Source organism: Novosphingobium sp. PhB57, assembly GCF_004342985.1.
Classification (GTDB): domain Bacteria; phylum Pseudomonadota; class Alphaproteobacteria; order Sphingomonadales; family Sphingomonadaceae; genus Novosphingobium.
Window position 1 is genome coordinate 253141 of sequence record NZ_SMBO01000002.1, and the last position, 15015, is coordinate 268155.

The 15015-nt window shown below is 66.1% G+C and carries 16 protein-coding genes; 10 read left to right on the top strand and 6 right to left on the bottom strand.

Annotation, left to right across the window (positions count from 1 at the left end; translation table 11 throughout):
• Nucleotides 1–34: 34 nt before the first annotated feature.
• Nucleotides 35–2497, top strand: a complete 2463-nt coding sequence (locus EDF58_RS08820) for a ligase-associated DNA damage response DEXH box helicase (RefSeq protein WP_132264596.1) — start codon at nt 35–37, stop codon at nt 2495–2497.
• A 127-nt stretch (nt 2498–2624) separates the two neighbouring features.
• On the opposite strand, the gene EDF58_RS08825 is transcribed toward EDF58_RS08820, so the two are convergent.
• The 4 genes from EDF58_RS08825 to EDF58_RS08840 all read right to left on the bottom strand — a co-directional run bounded on the left by EDF58_RS08825 (nt 2625) and on the right by EDF58_RS08840 (nt 5258).
• Nucleotides 2625–3059: a biopolymer transporter ExbD gene (locus tag EDF58_RS08825; protein WP_132264597.1), complete on the bottom strand. Its 435-nt coding sequence runs from the start codon at nt 3057–3059 to the stop codon at nt 2625–2627.
• A 29-nt stretch (nt 3060–3088) separates the two neighbouring features.
• Entirely contained in the window at nt 3089–3622 is a 534-nt protein-coding gene (locus EDF58_RS08830) for a biopolymer transporter ExbD (protein ID WP_207912874.1), read from the bottom strand.
• Between the two features lie 117 nt (nt 3623–3739).
• Complete coding sequence (locus tag EDF58_RS08835) at nt 3740–4513, bottom strand: MotA/TolQ/ExbB proton channel family protein (protein WP_132264599.1); 774 nt, start codon at nt 4511–4513, stop codon at nt 3740–3742.
• 73 nt (nt 4514–4586) lie between these two features.
• Nucleotides 4587–5258, bottom strand: coding sequence for an energy transducer TonB (locus tag EDF58_RS08840; protein WP_132264601.1), 672 nt, complete (start codon nt 5256–5258; stop codon nt 4587–4589).
• Between the two features lie 360 nt (nt 5259–5618).
• Between EDF58_RS08840 and EDF58_RS08845 the strand changes: the two genes are divergently transcribed.
• Nucleotides 5619–6521: a hypothetical protein gene (locus EDF58_RS08845; protein ID WP_132264603.1), complete on the top strand. Its 903-nt coding sequence runs from the start codon at nt 5619–5621 to the stop codon at nt 6519–6521.
• Between the two features lie 107 nt (nt 6522–6628).
• Entirely contained in the window at nt 6629–7936 is a 1308-nt protein-coding gene (locus EDF58_RS08850) for a homoserine dehydrogenase (RefSeq protein ID WP_132264604.1), read from the top strand.
• 85 nt (nt 7937–8021) lie between these two features.
• On the opposite strand, the gene EDF58_RS08855 is transcribed toward EDF58_RS08850, so the two are convergent.
• Nucleotides 8022–8363 (bottom strand): hypothetical protein, encoded by a 342-nt coding sequence (locus EDF58_RS08855; RefSeq protein WP_132264606.1) that lies wholly within the window; start codon nt 8361–8363, stop codon nt 8022–8024.
• Between the two features lie 234 nt (nt 8364–8597).
• Here EDF58_RS08855 and glpX point away from each other — a divergent pair, with 234 nt between their 5' ends.
• Together glpX and EDF58_RS08865 are read left to right on the top strand one after the other, a co-directional pair.
• Nucleotides 8598–9581, top strand: coding sequence for a class II fructose-bisphosphatase (gene glpX / locus EDF58_RS08860; protein ID WP_132264608.1), 984 nt, complete (start codon nt 8598–8600; stop codon nt 9579–9581).
• Between the two features lie 213 nt (nt 9582–9794).
• The gene (locus EDF58_RS08865) at nt 9795–10730 is read left to right on the top strand and encodes a ribose-phosphate pyrophosphokinase (protein WP_132264610.1); all 936 of its coding nucleotides are present in this window, start codon (nt 9795–9797) and stop codon (nt 10728–10730) included.
• Nucleotides 10731–10852: 122 nt separating this feature from the next.
• Here EDF58_RS08865 and EDF58_RS08870 read toward each other — a convergent pair whose 3' ends face one another.
• The gene (locus EDF58_RS08870; RefSeq protein ID WP_132264611.1) at nt 10853–11797 is read right to left on the bottom strand and encodes a helix-turn-helix domain-containing protein; all 945 of its coding nucleotides are present in this window, start codon (nt 11795–11797) and stop codon (nt 10853–10855) included.
• Nucleotides 11798–11979: 182 nt separating this feature from the next.
• Between EDF58_RS08870 and hisN the strand changes: the two genes are divergently transcribed.
• The 5 genes from hisN to rplT all read left to right on the top strand — a co-directional run bounded on the left by hisN (nt 11980) and on the right by rplT (nt 14829).
• Nucleotides 11980–12762: a histidinol-phosphatase gene (gene hisN / locus EDF58_RS08875; protein ID WP_132264613.1), complete on the top strand. Its 783-nt coding sequence runs from the start codon at nt 11980–11982 to the stop codon at nt 12760–12762.
• A 20-nt stretch (nt 12763–12782) separates the two neighbouring features.
• Complete coding sequence (locus tag EDF58_RS08880) at nt 12783–13217, top strand: gamma-glutamylcyclotransferase family protein (RefSeq protein ID WP_132264615.1); 435 nt, start codon at nt 12783–12785, stop codon at nt 13215–13217.
• A 22-nt stretch (nt 13218–13239) separates the two neighbouring features.
• A complete protein-coding gene (locus tag EDF58_RS08885) occupies nt 13240–14004 on the top strand; it encodes an SDR family oxidoreductase (protein ID WP_132264616.1) in 765 nt (254 codons plus the stop codon).
• 245 nt (nt 14005–14249) lie between these two features.
• Nucleotides 14250–14453 carry a 50S ribosomal protein L35 gene (rpmI, locus tag EDF58_RS08890; protein WP_021232722.1) on the top strand — a complete coding sequence of 68 codons (204 nt, stop codon included), beginning with the start codon at nt 14250–14252 and terminating at the stop codon, nt 14451–14453.
• Between the two features lie 13 nt (nt 14454–14466).
• Nucleotides 14467–14829, top strand: coding sequence for a 50S ribosomal protein L20 (gene rplT / locus EDF58_RS08895; RefSeq protein WP_132264618.1), 363 nt, complete (start codon nt 14467–14469; stop codon nt 14827–14829).
• Nucleotides 14830–15015 lie beyond the last annotated feature (186 nt).

Sequence of the window (15015 nt, forward strand, 5' to 3'; positions counted from 1 at the left end):
CCACCTGAGCGATGACCGTGCCGAGATCGACTTCATGACGCCGGCAACGGCCGTCCCTCCCGAGCTTGGCGACTGGTTCGCCGGGCGCGGATGGCGCGTGCGGCGGCACCAGCTGGAGATGCTGGAAGCCTCCGACCGCGGACTTCACGCCTTGCTGGTGGCCGATACCGGCGCCGGCAAGACGCTGGCGGGCTTCCTGCCCACCCTGGCGGCGTTCTGTCCCTCGCGGCTGGACGGCGGGCCGCTGCCCGAGGGCCTGCACACGCTCTACGTCTCGCCGCTCAAGGCGCTGGCGCACGACGTTCAGCGCAATCTCCTGACGCCCGTGGAGGAGATGGGACTGCCGATCCGTATCGAGACCCGCAGCGGCGATACCCCCTCGGACCGCAAGGCCCGCCAGCGCGCCCGGCCGCCGCATGTGCTGCTGACCACGCCCGAATCGCTCTCGCTCCTGCTGAGCTATCCCGAGGCGCCCACGATGTTTGCCGGGCTTCGGCGCGTGGTCATCGATGAAATTCACGCCTTCGCCACCGGCAAGCGCGGCGATCTCCTGGCGCTGGCCTTGTCCCGGCTGCAGGCGCTTTCGCCGGCGCTGCAACGCGCGGGCCTGTCGGCGACGCTGGCGGACCCTGACGCCTTTCGCGGCTGGCTCGCGCCCTGGGGCGAGATCGATGCCGTCCAGCTCGTCGAAGGCGAGGCCGGCGCCGAGCCCGAAGTGTCGATCCTGCTGCCGCAGGAAGAACGCATCCCGTGGAGCGGCCACGCCGCCACCTGGGCGATCCCGCAGCTGATCCAGCAGGTCAAGGCCCACCGCACCACGCTGATCTTCACGAACACGCGCTTCCTGGCGGAATATATCTTCCAGGAGTTGTGGAACGCTAACGAGGACAACCTGCCGATCGGCATCCACCATGGCTCGCTCTCCAAGGAGGCGCGGCGCAAGGTGGAAGGGGCGATGGCGGAGGGGCGGCTGCGGGCCCTGGTCTGCACCGCCAGCCTGGATCTCGGGGTGGACTGGGGCGACATCGACCTGGTCGTGCAGATGGGCGCGCCGAAGGGATCTTCGCGTCTGCTCCAGCGCATCGGTCGCGCCAATCACCGGCTCGACCAGCCGAGCAAGGCGCTGCTGGTGCCGGGCAACCGGTTCGAGTTTCTCGAGGCTTTCGCCGCGCAGCAGGCCGTTCACGAGGGCCAGCGCGATGGCGAACCGTTCCGGCCCGGCGGCCTAGACGTCCTGGCCCAGCACGTCATGGCCGTCGCCTGCGCGGGTCCGTTTCGCGAGGATGCGCTGCTATCGGAAGTGCGCTCGTCGCTGGCCTATGCCTGGGTGGACGAGGCTATTTTCGCGCGCGTGCTCGATTTCGTGGCGACCGGGGGGTACGCGCTGCGCTCCTACGATCGCTTCCGCCGGATCGTGCGCGAGAAGGACGGGACCTGGCGGCTGACCCACCCAGAGCATGCCGCACGCCACCGGCTCAACGCCGGGATCATCGTCGATTCAGAGATGCTCGACGTGCGCTTTCGCAACGGCCGCTCGCTCGGCAAGGTCGAGGAGGGGTTCGGGGCGAGCCTCAAGCCGGGGGACACTTTCCGCTTCGCCGGAATGGACCTGGAAGTGGAGGCGCTGCGCGAACTGGAGCTGGTCGTGCGCGCGGCGCGGCGCTCGGCGACGATCCCCAGCTACATGGGCCAGCGCATGCCGATCTCGACCCATCTTGCGGACCGGGTGCGTGCCATGCTGTTCGACCGCGCCGGCTGGTCGCGTTTTCCCGACGACGTGCGCGAATGGCTCGAAGTGCAGGACTGGCGCTCGCACTTGCCCGCGCCCGGGCGTCTGCTGGTGGAGAGCTTCCCACACCAGGGCCGCGCCTACACCACCTATTACACCTTCGAGGGCTGGCCGGCGAACCAGTCGCTGGGGATGCTCGTGACGCGGCGGATGGAAGACCGGGGGCTGGGGCCGCTCGGCTTCGTGGCGACGGACTATGCGCTGGTGGTCTATGGTCTCAAGCCGGTGGACGATCCGGCCTCGCTGCTCTCGCCGGACATCCTGACGCACGAATTCGTCGACTGGGTGCAGCAGTCCTATCTTCTGCGCCGGGCTTTCCGGGAGGTTGCGGTGATTTCCGGCCTTGTCGAGCGGCAGCAGCCGGGCAAGCGCAAAACCGGGCGGCAGGTGACCTTCTCGACCGACCTGATCTACGATGTCCTGCGCAAGTACGAACCCGATCACCTCCTGATCGAGGCGGCCTGGGCCGATGCTCGGGCGCGGATGACCGACGTGGCGCGCGTGGCCGATGTGCTGGACCGCGCGGCGAAGGAAGTGGACCATGTGCGGCTGGAGCGGATCAGCCCGCTCTCGGTGCCGGCGATTTCGATGATCGGGCGGGAATCGCTGCCCTCGGGATCGGCCGACGAGGATCTGCTGGTGGAGGCGGAAAGCCTGGCCTCCATGGCCATGCGAGTGGACCCGGTGGCCGAGCCTGAGGAAGACTGAGCCAGACAACCATTTGGCCTGAATAGGACTGGGCCGGCTCCAGACTAAGGCCGCTCAGACAACAAAAAAGGGGCGGATCGCTCCGCCCCTTCATTGGTCCTTGAGAGACCGGTTCCGTTCGTTCGGCTTACTTGCCGAAGTCGCGGAACTGTTCGTTGCCGACGAAGCCGAACTTCGTGACTTGCGCCGCCTTGATCACCTGCAGCACCTGGGCCGAGAGATCGTAGCTGGCGTTCGCTTCCGGCTGGTACTGCAGCTCGGGTTCGACCGCGTAGCTCAGCGACTGCTTGAGCAGATTCGCGAGGCCCGGGCCGTCGACCGGCGTACCGTTCCAGAGGATCTTGTCGTCCGCGGTGAGAACCACCTTGTTGCGGATCGGATCGACCGGAGGAGGCGTGCTCGTCGGAGGGGTTGCAACCGGAAGATCGATGTCGATCGAGTGGGTCGCAACCGGGATGGTAATGATGAACATGATGAGGAGAACGAGCATGACGTCGATCAACGGCGTCGTGTTCATTTCCATCATCGGCTCGCCATTTTCCTTGCCGCCTGACATTGCCATGGAAAGTTACTCCTGTTCCTGCCTGAACGTCAGCCGTTCGGGTCGACCGGGTTGGTGATGAAGCCAACCGTGGGGTAGCCCGAGATCTGAACGTTGTAGATCGCACCGGCAACGCAGCGCCACGGGGCGTTGACGTCACCACGGATGTGGACCTGCGGCACGAGATCGGGGTTGGCCTGAAGGGCCTGCGGGCCGCCTTCGCGCTTCACGATTGCATCGAGACGCTTGAAAGCCTGGTCGCGCAGTTCCTGCGAGGTCACCGGCGTGATGTTGTTGAAGTAGACTCGGCATTCGCCGTTGCGCGAAGCGCCGACGTAACCGGGTTCACCCGCTGCCTTGCCCGCATCGTCGGTGGTCGAAACGGTGAGGAGAAGGTTTTCGACCTTGTCCTTCGATTCAACGGCCTCGACGACGGGGATCTTCAGCTTTTCGATCGTCTGGATCGCAACCGGAACCGCGATCAGGAAGATGATCAGAAGCACCAGCATGACGTCGACGAGCGGCGTCGTGTTGATGTCGGACATCGGTGTCTCGGCACCGCCTCCGCCCGAGGATATCGCCATAGTTTTATCCTAATCCTTGCGTTGCCCTGGGCAGGCGACGGACGCGCATGCAACGCACCGCCGCCTGAGTCCCTCGGATGTGGCCTGCCGTCCTGCGACAGGCCCATCCCATGCTGCTTACGGCTTGGCCGGAGCAGCAGCCGGCTTGGCCGGAGCAGCGGCGGGCTTCGCCGGGGCAGCAGCAACGATCGGCTTCACGGCGCCGCGCGAGTTGATGTTCGCGAGAACGTCGCTGGAGAAGCCGGTCAGGTTTTCGGCGATGCGCTTGTTGCGGCTCTGGAGGTAGTTGTAGGCCAGAACTGCAGGAACGGCGACGATCAGGCCGAGCGCGGTCATGATCAGCGATTCACCGACCGGACCAGCGACCTTGTCGATCGAAGCCGAACCGGCGATGCCGATGGCGATCAGGGCGCGGTAGATGCCGACCACGGTACCGAACAGACCGATGAACGGTGCGGTCGCGCCGACGGTGGCGAGGAACGGCAGGCCCTGAGCAAGGCGAGCGTTGATCGAAGCTTCCGAACGCGCGAGCGAAGCGTGCATCCAGTCATGGGCTTCGAGCGAATCGGTCATCTTGGCGTGCTGGTCTTCGGCGGCGATGCCGTCGTCGACGAGCTGGCGCCATGCGCTGTTCTTCTCGAGCTTGGTGGCGCCTTCACGGAGGGTCGGAGCCTTCCAGAAGGTGGTGCGCACAACGTTGTACTGGCGCATGATCTTGGACTGTTCGAACCACTTGGTGAACAGGATGTAGAACGAGCCGAAGGACATGATGCCCATGATGATCACGGTGGCGTACGAAATGAAGCCGCCAGCCTGAAGGGCTTCCATGAAACCGAACTTGTTCTGGGGCGCAGCTTCGCCCGCTGCGGCAAGGATATCAACGATAAGCATGCGATTTACCTCTCAAGAAGAATGCAGGGACTGATTCCGGCCGGGGTGTGGGCCTAACCAGTCTTAAAAGGAGTTAGTTCAGCTTGTAGACGATGGCCGTCGAGAACTGGCCGCTCGTCGGGTTGCCGGCATCGTCGAGCGCCGGGTTGAACCGCGCGTAGCGGGTCATGCCGTCGCAAGCTGCCTCGTCAAGGTCAGGGCTGCCGCTCGATGCGGTGACCGAGCAAGCGGTGACCTTGCCGTCCGGACCGATTCCGACGCGCACACCGACACGGCCTTCACGCTCTTCACGAGCGGCGCGGGTCGGATAGTTCGCCTGAATGCGGGCGGCCCAGCTGCCCTGACCCTTCGGCGAAGCGCCGCGGGCCTTGGACGGACCCGGAGGTGCCGGAGCCGGAGCCGGGGGTGCGGGCGGAGCCGCGGTCGTGATCACCACCGGCGGCGGCGGCGGAGCCGTCACCACGGTTTGCACCGGCGGCGGGGCCGGGGCAATGTTGATCGGCGGCGGAGGCGCGACGATCGGCGGCGGCGGAGCTTCTTCCTGCTTCGGCGGCGGCGGCGGCGGCTCTTCCTCCTTCGGTTTCTCTTCCTTGATGTCGACTGTGGTCACCTTCTTGATGACCTGTTGCGCAGCCTGATAGGCCAGGCCCGTGACGAGCGCATAGCCTACAAAGACGTGGATCAGCGCAACAATGACAAGCGCGGTAATCTTGTTACCGCTCATTTGCTGGTCAGCGTAAGCCATTCAAACGCATCACTCCATTATCTAGCCCCGGGAAAGCCCGTGCCGGACGTGTCCAAGGGCGCCCATGGCCCTCACCCTGAGGCAAGGTCCATGACGAAACTCCAACTTACCCACCCTGACGGCTGACAGTCAGCCCATCCGTAAACTTTTAACGGGAGGCGAACCGCGGGGCTTATTCGTTTTTTTGCCCCAATTTGCGAGTTTCCTTAGCCCGACAGTTGCATGTGTGCAACGCCTTATCGGCACGTCAACGGTTAACGGTCAATTCAGGGCGGATAAGTTCCAATCGGAAAAGGGGGATTTTGTGGCCGGGCCCCAAAGCCGCTATAGGCTGGCCTTTTTCCACGGAGAGTGTCCCCCATGTCATCCCATCTGCACCGACTTGTCGCGAATCTGGCGGGGGTTGCGCTGGCCGTGCAGGCTGTTCCGGTCCTGGCCCAGGGGGTAACCGGTGGCAATTCGAACGAAGCCGGCGCGCGTGACTTGACGAGCGCGGGCGGACCGACATTTGCCGATATCGCCGACTTGTCCGAATCGGCCGGGCTGGTGGTCAAGGCACAGATTCGCAAGATGGTGCGCGTTGAGGATGCGCGGGCCCCCGGCCTCGCCCAGGGCATGGCGCGCTTCTACATGACCGCGCAGACCCAGGCGCTGATCGCCGGCAAGGCGCCGATCGGCGAATCGTTCGTCTATCTGGTGGACCTTCCGCTCGATTCCCGCGGCAAGGCACCGAAGCTGAAGAAGCAGGACGTGCTGCTCTTCGCCCGCGCCGTTCCCGGCCGCCCCGGCGAGCTGCAACTGGTGACGCCCACGGCCCAGCAGCTCTGGAGCGAGCAGGCCGAGGCGCGCGTGCGCGGCATCCTGCGCTCGCTGCTCTCCGGCAATGCCCCGGTCAAGATCACCGGCGTGCGCGAACTGCTCTATGTTCCGGGCAATCTGGCAGGGCAGGGCGAGACGCAGATATTCCTCAAGACCAAGGACAATTCTGCGGCCTCGATCACGGTGCATCACGAGCCGGGCGCGGCGCCCGCCTGGGGCGTTTCGTTCTCCGAGCTGGTGGCCGACACCGGGAATCCGCCGCAGCCCGAGACAGTGGAATGGTACCGCCTGGCCTGCTTCCTGCCCAATAACCCGCCGCCGGGCACGAATGTGGCCGAGGGCATTGCCGAGCGCCGCCAGGCCGAGGCCGATTATCGCACGGTGATCGGACAGCTCGGTGAATGCCGCCGGACGCTCAACCAGGGCACCAAGGTTTCCGGCTGATTCCCGGCGCCGGGGTCCTCGCGCCCGAAGTTTCGGGACGGACCCCGGCGAAGGTACTGGAATTTCACCGTGGGCTCCCCTAGGGCCCGGACCCGAAAGGGTTGTCCATGGTTGAACCGCTGAATATTGCGCTGGCCGGTCTCGGCACTGTCGGAACGGGCGTCGTCCGTCTTATCGAGACCAATGCCGAACTCATTGCCCGCCGCGCGCGCCGGCCGATCCGCATCGCCGCCGTCAGCGCGCGCGATCGCACCAAGGATCGCGGTGTCGACCTGTCGCATTACGACTGGGAAGACGATCCCGCCGCGCTCGCGGCCCGTCCCGATGTGGACGTGGTGGTGGAAATGGTCGGCGGGTCTGACGGACCGGCGCTGACCCTGGCGCGCAATGCCATCGGCCAGGGCAAGGGGCTGGTCACCGCCAACAAGGCGATGATCGCGCACCATGGGCTGGAACTGGCCTCGGCCGCTGAAAAGGCAGGCGTGGCGCTCAAGTTCGAGGCCGCCGTCGCGGGCGGCATCCCGGTCATCAAGGGGCTCAGCGAGGGTGCGGCGGCCAATGCCATCGACCGCGTCTATGGGATCCTCAACGGCACCTGCAACTACATCCTCTCCACCATGGAGGATACCGGGCGCGATTTCGGCGACGTTCTGGCCGAAGCCCAGCGCCTGGGCTACGCAGAGGCCGACCCCACGTTCGACGTGGAAGGCATCGATGCCGGCCACAAGCTCTCGATCCTGGCGGCAATCGCCTTCGGTTCGCGCCTGCGCTTCGATGCGGTGGAGACCACCGGCATTTCGCGGGTAAAGGCGGCCGACATCGAGCAGGCCCGCTCGCTCGGCTACGTCATCCGCCTGCTGGGCATGGGCGAGATCGACCGCACCGGCGGCAGCGCCCGCCTGTTCCAGCGGGTCCATCCGCATCTCGTGCCTTTCGACCATCCGCTCGCTCACGTCGACGGTGCCACCAATGCCGTCGTCGCCGAGGGCAATTTCATGGGCCGCCTGCTGTTCCAGGGCGCGGGCGCCGGTGACGGGCCGACCGCCAGCGCGGTGGTCGCCGACATCATCGACATTGCGCGCGGAGAGAAAGGCGCTGCCTTCTCCATGCCGGAAGGCGAGCTGGAAGCCATGGAGCCGGCCGAAACCGGCCACCGCCGTGGCCGCAGCTATATCCGCTTCGCCGTGCCGGACCGTCCGGGCGTGCTGGCCGAGATCACGGCCGCCATGCGCGATGCGGGTGTCTCGATCGCCAGCATGATCCAGAAGGGCGAGGATGCGCAGACCGGCGAGGTGATCCTGGCCATGGTCACGCACGAAGGGCCGGAATCGGCGGTGACCGAGGCGCTGCGTATTCTCGACGGATCGCAGAGCCTCGCGGCGCGTCCGCTGGTGATGCAGATCATCGAAGGCTGACAGGGGTCTGGGCCGGCGGCTTTTGGTCAGCGGCGCGGCGTGTTCCAGATGGAAAACGGGCGCAGCGATGCGCCCGTTTTTCGTATCAGTGCGCGCGCATTTCGCCCCTGGCGACCTTGTCCGCGTCCGAGCCGGCAGGCGCTTCGGGGATGGCCGACAAGTCGATCAGGTAGGGCTTTTCCACTTTGCCGAACGTGGCGGTGGCTTTGCCCTTGAAGATGCCGTTGCCCGCGACGTCGGGCGGCGTCAGCCGGCCGTCGTTCAAGGCCTGGTCGGACATCGGGTCTTCCTGAGACGTGGACTGGACGCGGAACTTGTCCTCATCCGGGGCACAGACGACGATCTCGCCCGGGCGGGCGCTGCGGGTGTCGCTCAGGCATTTCTGCCGTGCGGTTTCCGGCGTGACCCTGCCGGCGCCGGACATCATGCGCTGGGCAATGGCCCTGTCTTCCGCGGAAACCGAGCCGTTTCCATTACTTGCCGAAGTGGATTTCGTCTGGCCGGCCGTACCGGCAGAAGCGCCAGCCGATTGCTGGGCAATCGCCGGAGCGGGAGCTAGTAATGCGATTGCGAATAGGATCCGCCCTCTTCTCGACAATTGAAAATCCTCTGTCTAAGCCGCTCCCAGAACCTTTCCTCCTCGGATTAATCCGGAGTGAACATGCCTGAAAACAAGACGCCTGCAAGTAAAGTTCTCGACCGTGTCCTCGTCCTCGAAATGGTTCGCGTAACCGAGGCCGCGGCCATTGCCGCATCGCGCCTCGTCGGCCGCGGAGACGAGAAGGCGGCAGACCATGCCGCAGTCGAAGCGATGCGCAAGGCCTTCGATACACTTTACATGGATGGCACCGTGGTTATCGGTGAAGGCGAGCGCGACGAAGCGCCGATGCTGTTCATCGGCGAGAAGGTGGGCGGGGCGCCCGGTCGCGGGCCGAAGATCGACATCGCACTCGATCCGCTGGAAGGCACCACGATCACCGCCAAGGCCGGGCCGAACGCGCTGGCGGTACTGGCCGCCGCGGAAGAGGGCTGCCTGCTCAACGCACCCGACGTCTATATGCAGAAACTGGCCGTGGGCCCCGGCTATCCCGAGGGCGTGATCGACCTCAACCGGACCGCGACCGAGAACGTCGCATCCGTGGCGGCGGCCAAGGGCGTGAAGCCGGACGAGATCATCGTCTGCGTGCTCGATCGCCCGCGCCATGCCGATCTCATCGAGGAACTGCGCGAGATCGGCTGCGGCATCCACCTGATCCCCGACGGCGACGTGGCCGGCGTGATCGCGGTGACCGACGAGAACACCACGATCGATATCTACATGGGTTCGGGCGGCGCCCCGGAAGGCGTGCTGGCCGCTGCGGCGCTGCGCTGCGTAGGCGGCCAGATCCAGGGCCGCCTGCTGTTCCGCAACGAGGACGAGCGCAGCCGGGCGCGCAAGTGGGGCATCAAGGATCTCGACAAGATCTACACCCTCAGCGACCTGGCCAAGGGTGACTGCATCTTCGCCGCCACCGGCGTGACCGACGGCTCGCTGCTCTCCGGCGTCAAGCGCCTCAAGGGCGGCAAGATGACCACCGAAAGCGTCGTCATGCGCGCCAGTTCCGGGACGGTGCGCTGGATCAAGGGCGAGCACCGGGACCGGTGACGTGCCGCGGCGCACGCGCGTCCCGCAGCGGGACTCGTCTTTGCGCTCAGATGGTTAGTCCATCGAACCGCCGGTTCCGGAACCTCCGGAGCCGGCGTTTTCACATCCGGGTCACGGTGACAGGCTGACGCTTTCTGTTGCAATCCGATGACTCATGGCTAGAGGCGACCGCGTCCAGCCACCCATCACCTCAAGCCGTCTCGGGGATTCGCAATGAAGATCATGTCCGGCAACAGCAACCTTCCGCTCGCACGCGCGATCGCGGGGTATCTTGAACTGCCGCTCACCGATGCGGCTGTGCGTCGCTTTGCCGACGAGGAAATCTTCGTCGAAATCCACGAGAACGTCCGCGGCGAGGACGTCTTCATCGTGCAGCCCACCAGCTACCCGGTGAACGACAACCTGATGGAACTGCTGATCGGCATCGACGCCCTGCGCCGCGCCTCGGCCAAGCGCATCACCGCCGTGGTGCCCTACTTCGGTTATGCCCGCCAGGACCGCAAGCCCGGCCCGCGCACGCCGATCTCGGCCAAGCTCGTGGCCAACCTGATCACCGAAGCCGGCGCCGACCGCGTCCTCTGCGTCGACCTGCACGCAGGGCAGATCCAGGGCTTCTTCGATATCCCGACCGACAACCTCTTCGCCGCGCCGGTGATGGCGGCCGATATCCAGGCCCGCTACGGCGACCAGTCGCTGATGGTGGTTTCGCCCGACGTCGGCGGCGTGGTCCGCGCCCGCGCGCTCGCCAAGCGCCTCGACAACGCCCCGCTGGCGATCGTCGACAAGCGTCGTGACCGTCCCGGCCAGTCGGAAGTCATGAACATCATCGGCGACGTCAAGGGCCGCGCCTGCATCCTGATCGACGACATCATCGATTCGGGCGGCACGCTCTGCAACGCCGCGCAGGCCCTGATGGACGAGGGCGCCACCAGCGTCACCGCCTACATCACTCACGGCGTGCTGTCGGGCGCGGCGGTTTCGCGCGTGACCAACTCGGCGCTGAAGGAACTGGTCATCACCGATTCGATCCAGGCCACCGAAGCGGCCCAGCAGTCGGACAAGATCCGCATCCTGACGATCGCGCCGCTGATCGGCGAGGCCATCCGCCGCATTGCCGACGAAAGCTCGGTCTCCAGCTTGTTCGATTGATCGGCCTCCCGGACCAGCGCCGGGCCGCCAGACAGCAAAAAGGCGCGTCCTCCTGGGAGGGCGCGCCTTTTTGTTTCATGTGGAACGTTTTTACGGCCCGCGCTCTTTCCGGGCGGGGACGGTTATTCCCAGGGCCGCGTCTGGCCGGGCTCCAGCCGGTGCAGCGCTTCCAGCCGCCGGGCCTGGCGCGATTCCAGCGACAGGGTGAGGATCGGCTGCGGAGTCTGTGCGAACTGGCGGGGCGAGATGCCGAACAGTTCGGTGAACTCGTGGATCAGGTGGCTCTCGTCATAATAGCGCAGGGCCATCTCGTCGGCTTCGTCCTTGTCGGCCACGCCGCGCAGGAAGCTGGCCATGTCCAGAGCGCGGGCGCGGCGCAGCACCTGCTTGGGGGCCATGCCGAAGTCGCGATTGACCACCCGCTCCAGCTTGCGCCGCTCCACCCCGCAGGCCGCCGCGGCATCGGCGATCGACATGGCGGGGTCGCGGTAGCTGATGTCCTCGAACCGGGCGCTGATCGGGTCGGGCAGGGGCGCGCCCATATGCTCGACCCGCTTGCGCATCATCGCTTCCAGGGCGTGGAACCATTCCTCCGGCTCGGCATCCGGTTCGAGCATGGCCAGGATCCGGGCGGAGGGTATCCCGACGAGATCGGTGGAGGCCAGACGGTCGAGATGCTCGCCCACGCGCGGCCCGCGCAGCGCGGTGCAGGCGCCGGGCCGAAAGGCCAGGCCCACGCTGATGAAGCTGCCGGTGACGCGGATCGGCATGCGATGCGATTGCGGGCCGCAGAACATCGCGGCATTGCCTGCCTCTATCCGGCCGCCGGCGGTCTCGGCCTCCCAGAGACCGGCCAGCTGGATGCGCAGGAAGGCGGTGTCGTTGAACAGGCCGCACTGCAGCGTGTAGTCCGCCGGTGCCGCCACCTTGGTGACATAGAGCCGCCCGATCCAGGGCGCGAGGTCCGGGGCGGGTGCTCTGTTGTAGCTGAGCGGTTGTCCGCCCTTGGTCGTTCCCTGTTCCGGCACGATCGCACTATCGATGGCCGGCCGCACTTTATGGTACATGTACCCTGCTTCCGTTCTTCTGCATTCGCTGCGGCCCCAGCCATGGAATAAGTGCGTGTCCGGAGCGCTGCAATGTGGGAAAAACCCATAGAGTTTCTCCACAGGCCCGGATTGCGGCCAATCTGGCGGTTTTTCCGATGGTCCCTTGACCTGCCATCGCCGTGGCGGGCAGAGCAGGGGGCATGAAACTCGACAACGACATCGCCCTCGCCCTGCGCCTTGCCGACGCCGCCGGGGACGCGATTCGCCCGCACTTCCGCTCCGGCGTCGGGGTGGAGCGCAAGGGCGACGCCTCGCCGGTCACTGTCGCGGACCGCGCCGCCGAGGAAGCGATGCGCCGGATGCTCAAGGCCGAAGTCCCGCGCGACGGTATCATCGGCGAGGAGTTCGGCAGCGAGGAAGGCACTTCGGGCCGGACCTGGGTGCTCGATCCGATCGACGGCACCGTCTCCTTCATCGCCGGCCGCCCGATCTTCGGCACGCTGATCGCGCTGCTGGTCGATGGCTGGCCGGTGCTGGGCGTGATCGACCAGCCGATCCTGGGCGAACGCTGGGTCGGCGCGAGCGGCTTCCCCACCACGTTCAACGGCAAGGAAGTGCGCACCCGCCCCTGCCGCGAACTCTCCGACGCCATGCTGGCAACCACCGGCCCCCACTATTTCGACGACCACCAGGGCGAGCACTTCATGACCCTGGCGGCCAAGACCGACCACAAGCGGATGGTCATGGGGGGCGACTGCTACAACTACGGATTGCTAGCGAGTGGCCATCTCGACGTCGTTTGCGAGGCCGGTCTGAAGCTGCACGACTGGGCCGCCCTGGTCCCCGTGGTCGAAGGGGCGGGCGGGACGATGTGCGACTGGAACGGCGAACCGCTCCATGCGCAGTCGGATGGGCATGTCCTGGCCATTGGCGACCCGGCACGGCTGGAAGACGTCGTGGAAGCGCTGGACTGCCACCACTGACCCCGGCGTAGAAGCCCGCAATGCGCAAGGTCCGGCTGTTCGTCTATGGAACGCTCCAGCCCCACGCCGGAACCCGCATGGGGCGTTGGGTCGCGGCGCGGATGGTCTCGGCCGAGCCGGCCAGCGTTCCGGGGAGGATCCGGGCGATTCGCGGCGGGGACGGCTGGTTTCCCGCGCTCGTGCCGGCCAAGTCCGGAGCGCGGGTGCAGGGAACGCTTTGCGAACTGGCGCTCCATCCGGGCGACCTTGCCAAGCTCGACCGCTACGAGGGGCGCGAGTACCGGCGCCGGACCATGCCGGTGCGCGGCGCGAACGGCCGGCGGCGCCAGGCGGAAATCTATCTCTGGCGCATTGCCTTGCCCAAGGGCTCTCCGCCGATCCTGACCGGCGACTATCTCGCCTGGCTGGAACTGACGGGGCGTCAGGCCTTTACCACTCCGCGCAATGGCGCCTGAGAGGGCGCCCGAGGAGATGGACATGACGGACAGGACGGCAATCGTGACGGGCGGCGGGGCGGGCATCGGCCGCGGACTGGTCCTGCACTTCGCGGGTCTCGGTTGGCGGGTCGCGGCGCTGGACCGCGATGAAGAGGCGCTTGGCGAACTGGCGGCGCTGCTGCCGGAAGACCGTTTCCTGCCGCTGACGTGCGACGTCGGACAGGAGCAGCCGGTCCGCGCCGCCTTCGCCCGGATCGGCAAGTGGACCGAGGCTGCCCACCTGCTGGTCAACAATGCCGGAATCGCCGATCCCTATGCCGGCCCGCTGGAGGACCTTACGCTGGAGGCGTGGCAGGGCTGGATCGATGCAAGCCTCACTTCCGCTTTCCTCTGCACCCGCGAGGCGCTGGGCCTGCTTCGCAGCGGCGCCCCGGCAAGCGTGGTGCATATCGCCTCCACCCGGGCCTTGCAGTCGGAGCCTCATACATATGCCTATGCCGCTTCGAAGGGCGGGCTCTGCGCGCTGACCCACGCCATGGCGGTGGGACTGGGGCCGGCGATCCGGGTGAATGCGGTCCTGCCCGGCTGGATCGAGACGGGCCCCTGGCAGAAAGCGGCAAGGCGGGAAGAGCCGCGGCATTCGGCCGAAGACCGCGCGCAGCACCCGGTGGGACGCGTGGGGGTGGTGGAGGACATCGCCGCCACCGTCGAGTGGCTGGCGGGAGAAGGCGCCGGTTTCGTGACCGGCCAGCAGATCGTCGTGGACGGGGGCATGACCCGCAAGATGATCTACGCGGGGGACTAGGCGGGGTCGGGCGCATGTGTGCCCGGGTCGGGCTGGCGCTGGCGCTGCCCGGAACGCCCGGCGGCCGTTTTTGCAGACCACCGTGTCTGGCAACGCGCTCACCCCTTGCCTTCCGCCGATTCTCTCACTAAAGGCGCCCCCTTCAATCGACACGGTTGAGTCTTTAACCAAAGAGATTCGCGCGTCCGCCTGGCGAAAAGGGCTGCCATGGCTGACCGGACGTGTCCCTGTGAAAGGAGACGAAAATGCCCAAGCTGAAGACCAAGAGCGGTGTGAAGAAGCGCTTCAAGCTCACCGCCACCGGCAAGGTGAAGCACGGCGTAGCCGGCAAGCGCCACCGCCTGATGAGCCATAACGGCAAGTACATCCGCCAGAATCGCGGCACCGAAGTCATTTCCGACGCCGATGCCAAGACGATCAAGAAGTGGGCGCCCTACGGGCTCAACTGAGGAGTACTGACCTATGAGCCGTATCAAGAGGGGTGTTACCACCCGCGCCAAGCACAAGCGTCTTCTGGAACAGGCCAAGGGTTACCGCGGCCGTCGTAAGAACACGATCCGCGTTGCCCGCCAGGCCGTCGAAAAGGCCGGCCAGTACGCGTACCGCGACCGCAAGATCAAGAAGCGCACCTTCCGCGCTCTCTGGATCCAGCGCATCAACGCTGCCGTCCGCGCCGAAGGCCTGACCTACTCGCAGTTCATGCACGGCGTTAAGCTCGCCGGCATCGAACTCGATCGCAAGTCGATGGCCGACCTCGCCATGAACGAAGGTTCGGTGTTCTCGGCCGTGGTCGCTCAGGCGAAGGCTGCCATTCCGGCAGCCTGAACCGTCGAAGCCGGGGCCTAGGCGCCGGTCTTCGCGGATCACGCGAAACACATTCGGGGCGCGGGTGCTTAAGGCATCCGCGCCCCGAATTGTTTGTGCGGTAAATTATCCACGCCTTCGAAAAGTTTGCACTCCCCTGCAAGTCCTCGTACCAAAAGGACAGGGGTAAGGCGTGACACGAAGAAT